The sequence below is a fragment of the Prosthecobacter sp. SYSU 5D2 genome, from assembly GCF_039655865.1.
In the GTDB taxonomy this organism is placed as follows: Bacteria; Verrucomicrobiota; Verrucomicrobiia; order Verrucomicrobiales; family Verrucomicrobiaceae; genus Prosthecobacter.
Genome location: NZ_JBBYXL010000007.1, coordinates 357197 through 373834, shown reverse-complemented (window position 1 = coordinate 373834; position 16638 = coordinate 357197). Strand labels below are relative to the sequence as shown.

General features: G+C 55.9%; 14 protein-coding genes. 6 read left to right on the top strand and 8 right to left on the bottom strand.

The genetic code is table 11. The annotated features are described in order from the left end of the window. The first annotated feature begins 54 nt into the window (after positions 1–54). Entirely contained in the window at positions 55–660 is a 606-nt protein-coding gene (locus WJU23_RS14335; RefSeq protein WP_346333275.1) for a hypothetical protein, read from the top strand. A gap of 337 nt (positions 661–997) precedes the next feature. Here WJU23_RS14335 and WJU23_RS14330 read toward each other — a convergent pair whose 3' ends face one another. Next, a complete protein-coding gene (locus tag WJU23_RS14330; protein ID WP_346333274.1) occupies positions 998–2485 on the bottom strand; it encodes a Gfo/Idh/MocA family oxidoreductase in 1488 nt (495 codons plus the stop codon). Positions 2486–2682: 197 nt separating this feature from the next. Continuing rightward, positions 2683–3759, bottom strand: coding sequence for a pyruvate dehydrogenase (acetyl-transferring) E1 component subunit alpha (gene pdhA, locus WJU23_RS14325; protein ID WP_346333273.1), 1077 nt, complete (start codon positions 3757–3759; stop codon positions 2683–2685). 271 nt (positions 3760–4030) lie between these two features. Between pdhA and WJU23_RS14320 the strand changes: the two genes are divergently transcribed. The 4 genes from WJU23_RS14320 (at position 4031) to WJU23_RS14305 (ending at position 7664) form a co-directional block, all read left to right on the top strand. Continuing rightward, complete coding sequence (locus WJU23_RS14320) at positions 4031–4579, top strand: hypothetical protein (protein ID WP_346333272.1); 549 nt, start codon at positions 4031–4033, stop codon at positions 4577–4579. Positions 4580–4811: 232 nt separating this feature from the next. Further along, entirely contained in the window at positions 4812–4940 is a 129-nt protein-coding gene (locus WJU23_RS14315; RefSeq protein ID WP_346333271.1) for a hypothetical protein, read from the top strand. A 90-nt stretch (positions 4941–5030) separates the two neighbouring features. Then, positions 5031–6893, top strand: coding sequence for a tRNA uridine-5-carboxymethylaminomethyl(34) synthesis enzyme MnmG (gene mnmG / locus WJU23_RS14310; protein ID WP_346333270.1), 1863 nt, complete (start codon positions 5031–5033; stop codon positions 6891–6893). Between the two features lie 105 nt (positions 6894–6998). Next, positions 6999–7664, top strand: coding sequence for a hypothetical protein (locus WJU23_RS14305; RefSeq protein ID WP_346333269.1), 666 nt, complete (start codon positions 6999–7001; stop codon positions 7662–7664). A 22-nt stretch (positions 7665–7686) separates the two neighbouring features. Here the strand turns inward: WJU23_RS14305 and WJU23_RS14300 are convergent, their stop codons facing one another. Then, positions 7687–8178: a DUF3592 domain-containing protein gene (locus WJU23_RS14300; RefSeq protein WP_346333268.1), complete on the bottom strand. Its 492-nt coding sequence runs from the start codon at positions 8176–8178 to the stop codon at positions 7687–7689. A 157-nt stretch (positions 8179–8335) separates the two neighbouring features. Between WJU23_RS14300 and WJU23_RS14295 the strand changes: the two genes are divergently transcribed. Then, on the top strand, positions 8336–9088 hold the full coding sequence (locus WJU23_RS14295; RefSeq protein WP_346333267.1) for a phosphodiester glycosidase family protein: 753 nt from the start codon (positions 8336–8338) through the stop codon (positions 9086–9088). Between the two features lie 23 nt (positions 9089–9111). Here WJU23_RS14295 and WJU23_RS14290 read toward each other — a convergent pair whose 3' ends face one another. From WJU23_RS14290 to WJU23_RS14270, 5 genes are all read right to left on the bottom strand, one after another. Next, positions 9112–10056 (bottom strand): GTP-binding protein, encoded by a 945-nt coding sequence (locus WJU23_RS14290; protein ID WP_346333266.1) that lies wholly within the window; start codon positions 10054–10056, stop codon positions 9112–9114. Then, complete coding sequence (gene scpA / locus WJU23_RS14285; RefSeq protein WP_346333314.1) at positions 10053–12515, bottom strand: methylmalonyl-CoA mutase; 2463 nt, start codon at positions 12513–12515, stop codon at positions 10053–10055. Before scpA ends, WJU23_RS14290 begins: the two co-directional genes overlap by 4 nt. Before the next feature lie 320 nt (positions 12516–12835). Continuing rightward, the gene (locus WJU23_RS14280) at positions 12836–14152 is read right to left on the bottom strand and encodes an LnmK family bifunctional acyltransferase/decarboxylase (RefSeq protein WP_346333265.1); all 1317 of its coding nucleotides are present in this window, start codon (positions 14150–14152) and stop codon (positions 12836–12838) included. 40 nt (positions 14153–14192) lie between these two features. Further along, entirely contained in the window at positions 14193–15131 is a 939-nt protein-coding gene (locus WJU23_RS14275; protein WP_346333264.1) for a hypothetical protein, read from the bottom strand. Next, positions 15106–16539 (bottom strand): MBOAT family O-acyltransferase, encoded by a 1434-nt coding sequence (locus WJU23_RS14270; RefSeq protein ID WP_346333263.1) that lies wholly within the window; start codon positions 16537–16539, stop codon positions 15106–15108. The genes WJU23_RS14275 and WJU23_RS14270 overlap by 26 nt, the downstream gene beginning before the upstream one ends. Positions 16540–16638 lie beyond the last annotated feature (99 nt).

Below are 16638 nucleotides of genomic sequence, written 5' to 3'. Positions count from 1 at the left end.
TCTCCTTCAAGGCATGCCACTTTTCGAGGAACCTCATGCCCGTCCGGCAATCCCATGAAATCTCTCCTTCTTGCCGTCCTCGCTTTCTCCACCTTCCTTCCCGCCCAGACCCCTGAACGCCGCCTGGAAATCCTGCTCATTCTTCCCGAACCCAAGGTCCTTAGCAAACCTCTCTCCTTTTCACCGGAAGGAGCCGAGCTCACCGTCTTTACCCCCGCCAAAGAGCTGCCCGAAGTTCCCGGCATCATGGCCTACCCCGAGGCCGAATTCAAAAAGCTCGGCCTGAGCATCGCCACCTTTACCGAGCGTGCCGGCAAAGCCGCTGACAGACGCCTGACCACCCTCAAACCCGACCTCATCAAAGGACCCGACGGCCAGGTTCAATATGCCGTCTATCGTGGCGACTCGCCTCTCATGGCCTCCCTCATTGTCGCCCCTTCCCTTCCCGGCCTCTTTGAGAAGCTCTTCGGACCTGAAATCTGGGTGGCCATTCCCGACCGCCATTCCCTCTACATCTTTCCCGCCAAACCCGAAGCCCTTGCCGAATTCACCGCCGACCTCGCCTCCCGTTTCCGTACCGACCCCCGCGCCGCCAGCCCCGAGCTCTTCAGCCTCAAAAAAGACACACCCCCCCGCGTCATCGGCAGCTTCCTCCCCTGATTAAAATCCTCGAAGAACTAAGCGTCCCGGAGTGCGCCACCGAGAGGCAAGGAGCATCTTTGCCTTCGCAGCACCGCACCCATCGGGGCCAGGATCGGCGCGGTTCCCTTGAAATACCGTCAGTAGGCCCATGCCCTTCGGGTCTCCTGCTTAACTCACTATTACATTGTTTGTTAGGCCTCTGTCCTCCTCCCTGCCTGTCCATCAATCCGCCCTTCCCCTTCTGAAAATCTTGTTAATCCTGTCTAAAAAAACGGCGCCCTGTCCCCCCACCGCCTAACAAAAAACGCGGAACCAGTTTCCCGGTTCCGCGTCTTCCAATTTTTATCGCGCTCGTTTAGCTGATCTTCGGCAGCTCAAACTCTTTCTCGTAGTCACCCTTGGCCAGCTTGTTGGCTTCGTCGGCGAACTCACCGATGAACTTCTCGCTCTTCGGATCGTACTCGATCCAAGGACCGGCCTGCGCCTGCTCTGCCTTCGGATCAATCTTGTTGTCCACCAGGTTCTGCACAAAGTGGTCGAAGGTTTCAAGAGCGGCCTTGCTGTTGCTCAGGCGTTCCTTGACTTCGTCATTGGAGACCAGCTTGCCGAGGCGGTAGGAAATATTGGCCATGTGGGCCAGGGCGGCGGCATGGTACCCGTGTGACACGTGCAGCACATCCTTGATCAGCTTGCCTTCGCGGCAGGAGTTGATGAAGTTCAGCATGTGGTCAGGACCGTCCTGGAAGTTTTCGAACTTCTCGATGCTCTTGCCGTCGTTGTCATAGGCCTTCGCTTCAGCCACGAAACCGTTTTCGCAGTGAATGACGTTGCCGATGCGCGGAGCGGAGGTCTTGCCATTGATGCGGTAAACTGGCTCAAAGCCCTTCGTCCAGTTCATGTCCTTCATGGGAAGGCCACGGTTGTCGAACAGGAGCGGTGCGCCTTCGGCGTATTCATAAAACGCCATCTGGTTGTTCGCCGTCTCACCGTCGTCATCATAACCCCAGCGGCCGCCGAAGCTCATCACGCGCTTTGGCAGCACGGTCGGATTGTCCAGGGCCCAGCGGGCCACGTCCAGCTGGTGAGGCCCCTGGTTGCCGATGTCGCCGTTGCCGTATGGCCACTGCCAGTGCCAGTCATAATGGAACTTGGTGCGCTGCACAGGCAGCTCCGCGCGTGGGGCTGACCAGAGCTTGTAGTCCACCGTTGCAGGCGGGGCGATCGGGGCGTCCAGCTTGCCGATGCTCTGGCGCGCCTTGTAGTTGATGCCACGGCTCAACGTCGTCTTGCCGATCTTGCCACTCTTCACATAATCCACCGCAGCGGCCCAGCCCAGGTCAGAGCGGCGCTGCATCCCGTGTTGCACCACCAGGCCCTTCTTCTCGGCAATCGCAGCAGCTTCCACCAGCTTGCGGCCTTCCCACATGTTGTGGCAGACAGGCTTCTCCACATACACATGCTTGCCGTTGGCAATGCCCGTCATCGCAATGAGGGTGTGGCTGTGGTTCGGCGTAGCGATGGTGATCGCATCAATCTCAGGATCAGCGCAGCACTCGCGATAGTCCTTGTATGTCTTTACCTTGATGTCCTTCTTGGCCAGCTCGGCGACTTTCTTGTCCAGCACTTCGCTATCCACATCGCAAAGGGCGACGAGACGCACACCGGGGATCTTCAGCAGGCTGTTGATGTGGCCTGAGCCACGGGACTTGAAACCAATGACAGCCACGCGGACGTCGCCGTTGGCTCCGAGGGGTTTTGCCCACGTGGGCAAAGTGGCGAGACCGGCTGCTCCGGCGATCGTGCCTCGCACAAATGTGCGGCGGCTGGTGTTTGCTAAGTTCATAACGAAGTTTGGGTTAGATTAACGGGCGCGCAGATTCTGTCCGCACGTCGCGGTAAATCGTAGCTTACTCAATACGGCAGATCCGCGCCATCCTTTCTTCTGACGTGATGCCCGGATCGGATACTTTTGTGCCGTCTGACGCGGAACCAGCCTGAACAGCTGATCCGAGCCCGTCTTATGGCCTAACAAGAAGTGTATCAATCGTTGAAAAAGTGGCGGCCGGTCGCGCCCGCTTCCGTCTTGTTGTCCACTTCCCAGTACACATCTTCAAAGATCGCTTCCGGCTCCGGATACGGACTCGCTTTCGCAAAGTCCGCCGAGGCTTCCGCCTCCGCCTGCGCCTCGCGGTCAATCTTCTTCAGATCGTCTTCCGTGGCCACGCCTTCTTCCAGCAGGTTGCGTTTCCACACCTGGATCGGATCGTGCTGCTTCTGGTAACGCTCCACCTCTTCCTTGGTGCGGTACTTCATCTTGTTCGCATCCGCCACCGAGTGACCTTCCCAGCGGTAGGTCGCAATTTCCAGCAGCGTCGGTTTGCTCTCGTTGTGTGCACGGTCAATCGCCACCTGCACACGGGCGCGTACATCATAGATGTCTTCACCCACAAAGTGATCCCAGGCCATGCCATAGCCTTCCGCACGCTTCGCCAAATTTTCGCTGAAAGCCGAAGACCGCGCCTGGCTGGTACCCATCGAGTAACCATTGTTTTCGATGATGTAAATCACCGGCAGATCCCAGAGCGCCGCCAGATTCAGCGACTCATGAAATGCACCCTGGTTCACCGCACCGTCACCCAGAAAGCACATCGCCGCTCCTTTCAGGCCGCGATATTTCAAAGCATAGGCGAGGCCCAGGCCGAGCGGAGTCTGTCCTGCGACAATGCCGTGACCACCCCAGTAATTCTTGTCTGGCGCAAAATAATGCATCGAGCCCCCCTTGCCTTTGGAACAGCCCGTCGCCTTACCAAACAGTTCCGCCATGCACTCATTCATGGACATCCCCACGCCGAGGCCGTGGCCATGGTCGCGATATGCCGTGATGACGTGGTCGTTTTCGCCCATCAAAGAAACGCAGCCAATCGCCACTGATTCCTGGCCAATGTAAAGATGCAAAAATCCGCCCATCCGGCCAGCCTGGTAATGCTGCAAAGAAACCTGCTCAAACCGGCGCACCCGCACCATCTTCCGGTAAAGTTCGATCTTGTCCGCCGGAGTCATCTTGGCGTTGATCGGAGCGTCAGCGGATTTAGCAGAAGGTGCAGTCTGGGTAGCCATAAGGAAGCCCTGACACTAGCCGGGAGGCCGCCCGAATCAAGTCAGGAGTCCGCGTGATGATGACTCCGCCTGAGTTCGACATCCCGCTGCAAAATGATAAACTGGCTCCATGGCCTTATTGGATCCCCTTTATGCGGTAACCTCGACTCATATCCCTCAGTCCACATTGGAAAGGATCACGGCCGATGTCTTTCGTCATGACCTGAATGCACCCGGGTTCGCCTGCCTCCGGTATCCTCAGGACACATCATCTTTCGAGCTTCGGAAGGCAATGGTGCAACTTCAAGAGTCACTGTCCTGCCACTTTGTGGACCACTACGGTATCGGCCTTGGCTTCTACTCCATGGGCCGGTTCGATCAAAAAAAGACCACCCGCCTTCATCTGGATGGCGGGCCATCATGCTCTTTTTTGCTCCTCGGCTATGAACCCTCCTTGGTCACCAGCCGCTTTTTAGTCGCTGATTATTCCCGTTGCGCCTATGAGCTGGAGCTATTTCCACGCCAGTTCCTGGATCAACAGAACCCCATGCTGACGGAGGCAGGGCGCGAAGCCATCAAGCCATGGACCGAGGAAGTGCCTGGCTGGGATGATGCCATCCCGAGGCTGGTTGTCATCAATAACAGTTCCCTGAATCAGGGTGATTCCCTTCCAGGATTGGGAGTCCTGCATGGGGCGGAAATTCTGCATATTCCGTCTCCAGCGACTCCCCGAATCATCAATTCCACCATGATTGTTCCTACCACTGCTTCACCTCCAGGTCAGTCACAAGCCGTTATAACCTTCCTCGAAACCACCCAGATCTCCGGTCAGATCCTCTGATAAAAAAGCCTATGAGCCCTCCTCCAGACCCACGAACCGAAGACCCCATGGTCCTCATCATGCGCATGTGGTTCATCTGGCCACTCGTCTGCCTCCTGAGCGCCATAATCGCCAGCCCATTCGCCGTCCAGATTCAGACAGGTTACAGTAGGCTCAATGGATGTATTTCACTTGGTTATGTACCCTGGCTGTCGCCTGCTTATTCCTGCTCCTCCGCGCGGCTTTCTCCAGCATGAAATCCATCCGTAAACCCAGCTTCCGCCGCCAAGGGCTGAGTGCCCTAGCCATGATCGGACTCTTCTTTTGTGTCATGTTTCCCCTCGGATTAGGTATCGCTATCCTTGGCTTTGCCGCGTTTTGAACCTCTCAATTGTTCCACATGGAACAATTTGGCACCTATGCTAAGGTGCTTTTCTGGGCCGCTTGCCCTCCCCTTCCCTCAGCCACAGCTATGTCCACCAGCCTCTATACCTTCCCGAAACACTATGATGTCATCGTCTGCGGCGCAGGCCATGCCGGGGTGGAAGCTGCCATGGCGTCGGCAAGGCTTGGTTGCCAGACTGCCATTCTCACTCAAAACCTGGATACCATCTCCCAGATGTCCTGCAATCCCGCCATCGGCGGGCTCGCCAAAGGCCATGTCGTCCGTGAAATCGACGCCCTGGGCGGTGTCATGGGATTAAATACCGACGCCACCGGGATCCAGTTCCGAATGCTGAATGCCAAAAAGGGTCCCTCCGTCCAGAGTCCTCGCGCCCAATGCGATAAGAAAGCCTACCAGTTCCGCATGAAATGGCTGATCGAAAACCAGCCCAACCTGGACATGCACCAGGGCAATGCCGCCGAAATTCTCGTCGAAAACGATGCCGTCGTTGGCATCCGCACCAGCCTGGGAATGATCTATCGCGCCTCCGCCGTCATCATTTCCTCAGGGACTTTCATGCGTGGCCTCCTGCATGTGGGCCTCCAAAACCAGGCCGGAGGTCGAATGGGCGACAGCATTTCCACCCTTTCCGACAGCCTCCTGCACCTGGGCTTCGAAGTGAAGCGCTTCAAAACCGGCACACCTTGCCGCCTCAACAGCCGCAGCATTGATTTCTCCAAGTGCGAACTCCAGCCCGGCGACACTCCACCGCCCCATTTCAGCTACCTATCCGGGGTCGTCGAAGAGGAAAAAGACCTCTTCACCCTCAACCATTGGGGCCCAAAAATGTTCCACGTGGAACAAACTCCTTGCTGGATTACCTATACCAACCCCCAAACCCACGACGTCATCCGGGCCAATTTGGACAAATCCCCCATGTATTGTGGCCGGATCGAAGGTGTTGGACCCCGCTATTGCCCCTCCATTGAGGACAAGGTGGTGCGCTTCGCCGAGAAGGATCGGCACCAGGTTTTCCTCGAACCAGAAGGCCGCCACACCCGGGAATTCTACATCAACGGCGTCTCCACCTCCCTGCCCTACGAGGTCCAGCTCCAGTTTATCCGCTCCATTTCGGGCCTGGAAAAAGCCGAAATCATCCGTCCTGGATACGCCGTGGAATATGATTACTGCCCTCCCACCCAGCTCTCCCCCACCCTGGAAACCAAGCGCGTCGCCGGTCTTTACTTCGCCGGCCAGATCAATGGCACCTCTGGTTATGAGGAAGCCGCCGGCCAGGGCCTCCTCGCCGGGGCCAATGCCGCGCTTAAAATCCAGGCCAAAGCGCCCCTCATTCTCAGCCGCAGCGAGGCCTATCTAGGGGTTCTCGTGGACGATCTGGTCACCAAAGGCACCACCGAGCCCTACCGTCTTTTCACCTCCCGAGCCGAATACCGGCTCCTTCTCCGTCAGGACAATTGCGACCTCCGCCTCACTCCCCGTGCCGCCACCCTCGGTCTGGTGGATGACTTCCGCCGCACTCATACCGAGCAGAAAGCCGCCACCCTGGCCGAATCCAAACGCTTCGCCCACACCACCAGCCATGACTCTATGCGGCTCGACAAGTGGATCCGCCGAACTGAAAACGATCACACTTCCCTGCCCCAGGAGATCCGTTCGCAGTACAGTGACGAGATTTGGCAGCTCCTGGAAAATGACCTCAAGTATGAAGGCTACGTCCAACGCCAGGAGCTGATGGTCGAAAAAACAGCACGCATGGACGACAAAGCCATCCCGGCCAATTTCGATTACTCCAAGATCCATGGCATGAAAACCGAGGCCCACCTGCGTCTCTCCCAGATTCGTCCTGCCACTCTGGGCCAGGCCACCCGTATTCAGGGTGTCACACCTGCCGATATAGCGCTGCTCGCTGTCATGCTCAGGAAAGGCTGAATCCCCTAATGTCGCCCTTTCTATAAGTGTTGAAATAAAGGATGGCCCTATGCCTTATTCTAGTGATTGACCTCAAGAGAGACCGTCCAGTATTCTTCTCACCGCATGAAACTTCCTGCCTTCCTCATCATCCTTGGCTTGTTCTTGATTCAATTCCAGCTCCATGCCGCAGACGAAGGCGCATTGGCCCGCCTCAAAGAATCCTACCAGACAGCGATCAAAAGAGCCACTGAGCCAGTCCATCAAACCTACATTTCTGAGCTCACTAAGCTACGCGATCAGTACACCCGGGAAGCCATGCTTGAGGCCGCCGTCAAGGTTCAGGCCGAAATTGATGCCATCTCTGCCCAGCTCGCCATCCCAACTGCACCCGTCTCCCTCCCCACCGCCAGCAAAGCACAGGAAGTTCTCGTTCCCATTCCCGCTAATAAAGTTATTGGCCACACCATTGGCCGGGTTAAAAAAGGCACTGTCATCACTCTCAGCTACGTCAGTGGCAAGTGGAAGGATCACGGCCAGCTCGCCACAGAAAATCCTGACGCCCTCACCCTGGTAACGGGTAATAGTTGCCGCCTCGTCATCGCCGATGGCCGGTTCAAGACCCAGCCAGGCCCCGTGCTCACCCTGGTCCCCGCTGGCACCGCGTCCACACCCTTCAGCTACACTTTTATTGAAGACCAGGAAAACGTCATCCTTCGCATCAATGAAGATTCAAGAGACTACGATGACAATCCCGGTGCTGTAACCTATAAGGTCAAGCTCTCTCAATGAGCAGACGTGGCCTACAGCATCCTTACATGTGGGCGATGTGACGCCGGGTTCTGATCCGCCCGCCAAAAAGCAGCAGCTTGCCGCCGATAAGCAGGCCCAGCACCCCTCCCCCCATCATCAGCCAGGGCACCAGGCCCGCAGAGCGATCCAGACAGGCTTCATGGGGATCGGTCGGATTGTAATAAACGGTCACTGCACTCCCGGCGGGATACTTCCTCACCTCCGCCGCCACCCCGTTCTGGCTGCTGGAGCTACCGTCCATAAACCCAACCTGATCGTTGCGGTATTTTTGGCCGTTCACTTCATATTCATAGCTCACCCAAGCCTTGTACATTCTTTTTGATGAGCTGCCTGATCTGGACCGGCTTGACTCCACCACCTTGGATTCGATGATCTTTCCCGCAGCCTCCGGCCAGGATGTGCTTTGCTGGGCCTTCGAGTAATAGCCCCAGCCCAGCCACATAAACACTACAGAGACAACGAGCGGGATAAAACTTACAAAGCGGGCGTTCATAAAAAAGGATGGACGAATGGAACTCAATAAGGCGGGGGCAAACAAGTCGATTCAAAATACAAAAGAATAACTTCTTAATGGCCGCGCTCCAGGATTAATTCATTTGCCAAATACCCCCGGTTTGTGACAATCTTTTTTACACATCCTCTTTATACCTATGCGGTCATTTACCAGTCTCCTCCTCTGGCTAACCTTCTCACTCGCCGCGCGGCTTCACGCTACAGAATCCATGGAGCATGAAGGCGCTCTCTACCACCTTCACCGCGTCGCCGCCGCAGATCATGCCAAGCTCGACCTCCGCTGGACAGATCCCCAGGGCAAGCCGCTGTCCGATTTCGGCGGCCTGCAGAAACAGCTCACCAGCGAGGGCAAGACCCTCCTCTTTGCCACCAATGCCGGCATCTATGAACGCGGCCCCAAGCCCTGCGGCCTAACTATAAGTGCGTTCAAAGAACTCGTTCCCCTGAATCTCGCCGATGGCTACGGCAACTTCTTTCTCAAACCCAACGGCGTTTTCTACCTGGATGCCATCACCGGCCCCGGTATCGTCACCAGCACTGAATACCCTTCACTCAATCTCCGACCCCGCATTGCCAACCAGTCCGGCCCCATCCTGCTTCGCAAAGGTGCCATTCATCCTGCTTTTCAGATCAACTCGCCTAACAAAAGACAGCGAAGCGCCGTTGGCATCGTCACCGCCACCAAAGAAATCGTCTTCGTCATGAGCGACCGTGAGGACCGTGTCAAAGGCCGCGTCACCTTCCACCAGCTCTCCCGCTTCTTCCTCCACCTCGGCTGCCAGAACGCCCTTTACCTGGATGGCGACATCTCCCAGATGATCACTTCCCCCGCCCCCGAGACCCAGTTCGCTCCTAACACCTTCGCCGCCATGTTCGTCGTCATAGATTGATGTCCGGACCGTAGGCTTCCCGTTTAAATGAGTCTGCGAATCAGGGTTTGTGCAGCGTGGGTCACAAGCTGGGGGCTCAGCGTGTTTGATTCCGCAAAAAGTACGGATTCACCGTCAACTTCCGGGTTCGCCCTCAATTGCTGGATCAACATCTGCTCAAATGTCCATCGGAAGGCCTTTTGAGCTTGCTCATGCCGGCGCAGGCGCAGGTTGCCACTGGTCTGGCGGTGCTCTTGAATCCGTCGCGCCCATTGATTGATGACAGCTTCGTCCTCCTGGCTGGTGAGAAGAACCGGCCTTGAGGAAGGACTGTTCAGGAATTCGATGTGCAAAGCTTCCGCTTGAGAGCGGCGTTCGCCATCGGCCTTACTGATGGCAATCCAGTCCACATGTTCCAACAGTCCCTTTTTCAGCATCTGCACACCATCCCCGCTCCCCGGATCCATGACCAGCAACGTTACATCAGTGACATCAATCACACTGTATTCACTCTGCCCGGTACCTACCGTCTCCACGAACAGGATCTCAAATCCGGCCGCTTCACACAGAGTCAGCGCCGAAAACGTCGCGATACCTATCCCCCCCAGTACCCCTCCTGAAGGGGTGGGCCGGACATAGGAAGCAGGGTGATGACTCAGTTCATGCATCCGGGTCTTATCTCCGAGCAAACTGCCTCCATGAACTGTGCTTGAAGGATCTAACGTTAGCACAGCCACGCGATGTCCTTGGCTGCAGAGCCTGAGTCCTACCGCCTCGATCAAGGAACTCTTACCCGCGCCGGGCGCTCCGGTCACACCGATGCGCAGTGAGTTTTCCATCGGTTTCGGAAGTGCGGCAAACAGACGGCTCGCCATTTCTTGGTCCTTTTCCAAACTGCTCTCTGCGAGCGTGATGGCCCGGGACAAGGCCTGACGGTCTCCCAAAGACAGCCTTCGAGCCCATTCTTCAGCATCTAAATGGAATTTCATGCTGATGAATGAATTTCCAGCAGATCCATTACGCGATGCGCACAATCCGGCAAGCGAGTGCCGGGTCCGAAAATGGCACCCACTCCTTGAGCCGAAAGCACCGCATGATCTCCGTCTGGAATAATACCGCCGACAATGACCTGCATATGAGATGACTCCTGCTCTTTCAACAGGCGCAGCAATTCGGGAACCAAAGTCGTATGTCCCCCAGCCAGAGAACTGATGCCTATCACATGAACATCGTTGTCGATGGCCTGTCGGCATACTTCGTCGGGAGTCCTGAACAAGGGTGCCAGATCAACATCAAAACCAAAGTCTGAGAACGCCCCTGCAACCACCTTGGCTCCCCGGTCATGTCCATCCTGGCCCATTTTGGCAAGAAGCATACGCGGGCGGCGGCCGTTCTTCCTGGCAAACTGCTCCACCCGGACCCGGACTCTCTTCATTTCAGAATCTTCCTCCGCAGGCATGGCCGCACTATAAACACCGCCGACCACCTGTGTCATCGCATAATACCGGCCAAAGACTTGCTCCAGAGCCAGGGAGATTTCTCCTAGCGTCGCCCTTTCTCTTGCAGCCACAATGGCCAGCGCCAGCAGGTTGGCATCAGGATCCCTGGCAGCAACTTCCAGCGCCTGCAATGACTCCTGCACCCGGATTGGGTTCCGGGTCGCCTTTACCTGTTGCAAGCGCGCCAACTGGGCCGACCTAACCGCCGCATTATCAATGTCACGGATTTCCAAAGGCGCTTCATGGTCGGGCTGGAGGTAATTCACCCCGATGATTTTTTCACTGCCTGAATCAATGTTGGCCTGTCGGCGGGCTGCAGCCTCTTCTATCCGCCGCTGAGGCAGACCCTTGGCTACCGCATGGACCATCCCCCCTGCCTCGCGTATTTCATCGATCATCTCCATGGCCTCTGAAGCGAGAGCTGCCGTTCTCTCCTCCATATCAAGGGATCCTCCCCAAGGATCAATCACAGAACAAATACCGGATTCTTTCTGCAGAATTAGCTGCGTTTGCCGGGCAATACGGGCAGCAGCATCCGAAGGCAGCGCCACAGCCTCATCCAGCGAATTGGTATGCAGGGATTGAGTATGCCCATGTACCGCAGAAAGCGCTTCCACGGTGGTCCGCACAATGTTGTTGACGGGGTCCTGCCGCGTCAGGCTCCATCCGCTTGTCTGGCAGTGGCAGCGCAGCGCGAGCGCTTTGGCAGAGCGGATGCCCGCATCCCACAGCAGTCGGGCCCACAGACCCCTGGCAGCCCGCAGCTTGGCTACCTCAGTCTGGTAGTTCATTCCCTGCGCCCAGAAAAATGACATTCGCGCTGCCAACGTCTCTGCAGGGACCCCCGCCTTGCTCCCGGCTTCCAGATAGGCCAGGCCATTGGCCAGCGTATAGGCCAGTTCCTGGGCCGCTGTCGCCCCCGCCTCATGCATATGGTAACCGGATACGGAAATGGAATTGAACCGGGGACAGTTTTCAGCAAGCCATCTCATCACATCGGCAACGATCCGCAACGAAGGCCCCGGAGGATAAATGTAGGTGTTGCGCACCATGTACTCTTTTAGAATGTCGTTTTGGATGGTCCCGCTCAACGCCTCCAAAGACACCCCCTGCTCTTCCGCCGTCACAATAAAAAAGGCCAGGACCGGCAGAACCGCCCCATTCATTGTCATGGAGACCGTGATCTGGCCCAGCGGAATACTCTCGAACAGACGCTTCATGTCCTCCACCGTATCTATCGCTACCCCCGCCTTGCCCACATCTCCCGTTACACGGGGATGGTCGGAGTCATAACCACGGTGTGTTGGCAGATCAAAAGCGACGGACAGTCCCCTTTGTCCATCAGCGAGCGCACTGCGGAAGAAGGCGTTTGTCTCCTCCGCAGTTGAAAAACCCGCATACTGCCTCAGCGTCCACGGAGCTTTAAGATACATGCTCGCATAGGGGCCCCGGATAAATGGCGGGAGCCCTGGCCAACCCGGGTCTGCAAGCGTAGGTCTCACTTCGCAACGTTGTATCACCTCAGAAAAAGGCACTCCTTTAAAGCAGCCTGATCCCAGGGCCTCATACACTTTCCCGGCCAGCAGACGCGTCTCCGCCTCTACAAGAAAGCTGCCCGCCAGCGGATCAGCCACCTTCCCCAGCCCCGACTCCTCCTGTAGAATACAGGACAGCGCCTGCATCCGACGCCGTATTTCCTCCACATCCGCCTGCCCGTCCATTCCCATGAATGCTTGAGGGTCTGCTTCGATCTCATCTGACATTCCCAAAATTCCCGAGACCGCCTGCACTGTAGCTCGGATCAATCCGCAAGCCTGATCATATCCTTCCAGCTTGCCAAGGCATAAACAGGCTCTGATTTTTGGCATGGGCCTGTCACCCTCAGCTGCCAGTGCCCTGGCCAGTCCGCGGAGCGCACGCAGCTTCGCAACAGTCGCGAAGATATCCATCTCACACTGCACGCAAAGGTACGAATCTTTCGTTCCAGAAGTCTCCAACCAGCCTTTCAACACCGCCACAACTTCTTCCACAGGATCACAAGATCTCTGCTGCTTTGATGGTGTGGGTGAATTTTCCACCAGCCTCCAGGCATGCGCTTCCTTCCTCAAGGGGCTGTTCTCCCAGACTTGGTCGCTCAGGCCATAAAGAGGCACACGCCTGTTTCCCGGAGCTTGCTGCACACGGTCAGCAATGTCTGGACCCGCCTGCCTTAGCCAGTCCTCGCGGCCATAGACCTTCCATGATTCATCAGCAGGAAGGAATATGCTCATCATGCGGGGACTATAGGATTTATGGTCTGCAACTGCTTCATGACGCGGGTCCCACCCCAGGTCATGTCTGTGATCACCTTCCGCACAGTTGATACCATCATTTTGCGGTCATCAGAACACCGCCACATGACAAAGTTCAGCCAAAGGTGAATTGACCTCTCTTCCGGTTTCTCTGGCCGGCCTGCCAGCGGGATAAAGGGATTTTCAGCAGCCACTGTGACATGAATTCGCAGTCTGTCAGACTGGCTCGCATTGCTAAGATAGGCACTCTGCCGGCGCACCACCGTCCGGCGATCCACAGTCGTTTCTTCGAAAGGCAGCGGAAGCTTCTTTTGCAAAACCTCTCTTTCCACGATGTCCAAGATTTGAGGATAATTCGCGAAATAAAGCAGCCCCGCCCCGTTCAGATCACGGTCCGGCACAATATCATAAAAAATCTCCACCGGACCCTCAGACAATGTCAGCCAGTCTTGCGGGATCGGGCCAAAGCCATTGTTCTCATCCGCCTGACGACACATCTCTGCAGAATCCGGTGCTCCTTCCATCTGTGGAATCCGTGCCATGCCAGGCTGGCAAGGTTTGGATTTTTTCAGCCATTGCGCCCCTTGCAACATTTTGACAAAAATGTTCGAGGTCCGGAAATACGGAACTCCCTGCGCCGACGGGTCAGCCGGTGGATTTTGCATAGGCCCATGGAACAGCCAGTGATAGCCGTCCAGCACACTTCCACCGCTGGATTTCAACGAGGATACGATGTGCAATTCATCATTCTCTCGAAAAGAAGACAAAGGTGCGGACTCTGAAAAATTAGCCTCCACATAGAAGAAAGTCGCATAAAGTCTCTCCCCAGTGTCATCACACAGCAGTTTGCTGGGCACTTTGGAAAAAAAATTCACATGCCTCCAGCGCAGGTCACCAATCAGCTTGAGAATCGCTGTTTCACCCAAGTTATTTCTTCCGGTTAAGGGCATGCCAATTTCCAAAGGATAGTGCAACAGCCCTTGGTCATCCAGCCACATCCCCGCCTGAAATACTGTCGCAGCATTCTCAACTGGGGCAGGCGCTTCTTGCGGCGCTGCCGTGCCTATTTGCTGTTTCTCAAGAAAGGCCGCCGCTTTTTTGAGAGTCGCAAAATGGTCCGAATCAGACCCTTTCAGAGTCAGACCAAATTCTTTCTCCACACTTCGGATATAATCCAGGAACTGGAGGGAGTCTGCTCCCAGTTCATCCATAATATGCCCGTTGGGCTTCAGCCTTGATTCCGAAAGTCTGAGGATGGAACTGAGCAGCTTGCGGAGACGGTCTTCGTAATTCATGAGGGGAGAGGGATCGCTATGAGAGCATAAAACAAGTCTATTACCAACCCTTTCCCAAGGCCTCTCCCAACGCTCGGGTAAACAGTACTCTCCCTGCTTCATTCAGATGATCCGCATCCGCAAAATGTTCTGCACCCAGTTGCAGCAACGGGTTGACATCCACCACAGGAACACCCGCTTGTCCCAGAACCTCGAGGATCTCTTCCGGCAGCTCATATGAATGCTGCATTGGAGCTTTCACCACCAGCAGCTCCACCTTCCTCTCTGACAGCAGCCGGATGAAATGCCGTAGATGCCGGGTTTCATAAGCTTTGGATGCCTGCCCCACTTTCTCTACCAGAGGTCCTTGCATCGCCGCCTCGTTGAGAAGATGCCAGTTTTCTTGATAGTGGGGCAACAGGATGTCAAAAACGCGTGGACTTACCCTCTGGCGGCTGCGCATTAGAGCCATGCTCCTTCCCACGAAAAACTCCGCAACGGCTTCGCTGCTGCCTCCATCCTCCTTTAAGTATCGCGGCAGCGCCCGCCATGAGACGTAATAGGCACCCAGATGCGATACATTGGCAGGCGCATCTGCCAGATGCATTCTGCCAGTTACTAGAACAAGTTTATCCGGAAGACAGTCCGTTTCTGCGAAATAGCGTTCTACCAAATAATCCCAAATCTTCATGTGCGAGGAATCAGGATAAGCCATGAAAATTCCCAGGTTTTGCGGAGCCCCGTAGGTTAGCATCTCCTTCCTCAACAATACCGGGTCTACCCCTGCCTGCAGGAGTGAGTTTCCGACAAACAGCCATCTGGGGGTCGGGGCTGCACTCACCTCCTCGGCCACCTGAGCAATACTCTCGATATTCCGGACATCGCTTGACAGCCGTCCTCCCTTCACACGGAAAAAGCACTCAAGCAGAGTGAGGAGGGCAACCAGTACCATCACAACCCGAATTTCGGGCCACTTAAAAACGGAAGTAAACGAATTCATTCGCGCTCGGAGGTGAAAAATAAAGTAAAAAAAGCACCACCACAGTATACGCCAGAGCCCGCCAGCCCCATGCCAGCTCCGTTAGAGCCATCAGATCCCGGCGCCTCTCCAGCCATATTTCGTATGCCATGAGTGGCAGCGTGAAAAACACCAGGTAAACGTAACCAAAGGATGCAAAAGAAGTCCACTCCCAGTTCCTGAAAACGCTTCCCAAAAGCAGCCCTGCCTGCTCCATAGAACTGGAGCGGAAAAGGACATAACTTAGGCAAACCAGATGAAAGCAGCCCAGAATCCGCAAAACGTTCCCCCATCCCGGTTCTGCAGGACGTACCTTTCCTTGAAGTGATAGCCGGTGCCGCATCCAGGCCTCAGCACATAACCAGGCCCCATGAAAAATTCCCCAGGCCACAAACGTCCACGCAGCCCCATGCCAAAGTCCCCCCAGCGTCATTGTCAGCATCAGATTGCGGCAGGTGATCAGCAAAGTCGGATTTTTGAAGCTGAGTGGAATGAAAATATAATCCCTCAGTGCTGATGACAGGCTGATGTGCCAGCGCCGCCAGAAGTCGCTCGGATTCACCGCCAGATATGGGTGCCGGAAGTTCACCATCAGGTCAAAACCCAGCCACTTCGCCACCCCCTGCGCAATTGAGCTATAGCCTGAAAAATCCCCATACACCTGAAAGGCAAACGCGTACGTCCCCAGCAGGAACTCAGGAAAACCGATCTCCCCCGCCGGCCGGTTATAGACATGATTCGCGATGACCGCCAGATTGTCCGCGATCACCACCTTTTTGAACAGCCCCAGCATCACATGATACAGCCCCTCACGGAACATCTCCTCCGTGAACCCGCTTTTTCTCGGCTCCTCAAACTGCGGTTGCAGCCGGTCCTGCCGCTCAATGGGCCCTGCCACCAGCTGCGGGAAAAAGCTCACATACAGCGCAAAGTCCAGCGGATGCCGCGTTGCCTCATGCTTTTTCCGATAAACATCCAGCACATAGCTCAAGAGTTGAAAGGTAAAAAAGGAAATGCCCACCGGCAGGCCGATCCTCACCACCCACCCAGGATCTCCCAGCCCCACTGCCTGCATGAATTCCCGCGCACTTTCCACAAACCAGCCCGCATACTTGAAGTAAAACAGCGATCCAAGCAGCCCTCCCAGCCCGATGCCCAGCCAGGCCCGCCGCCCTGTCTTCGACATTCCCGGCTCATCCATCTTCAGCGCGCTGATGTAGCCCAAAAAAGTCGCCCCACCGATCAGCCCTAAAAACCGCCAGTCCCACCATCCATAGAAAAAATAGCTCGCCGCCAGCAACCACCGGTTCTGCCCCTTGTGAGGCAGACGCCAGTACACCAGAGCGACAATCAGAAAAAAGATCCAAAACTCGAACGTAGGGAAAAGCATGCGGGTGCGGGAACTTGTCCTTAACCGCTAACTCCAGGGGGACAAGAAAAAACGTCGCCATACCCTCACAGCAGGACTTACAACCTGCCCATTCCAGCC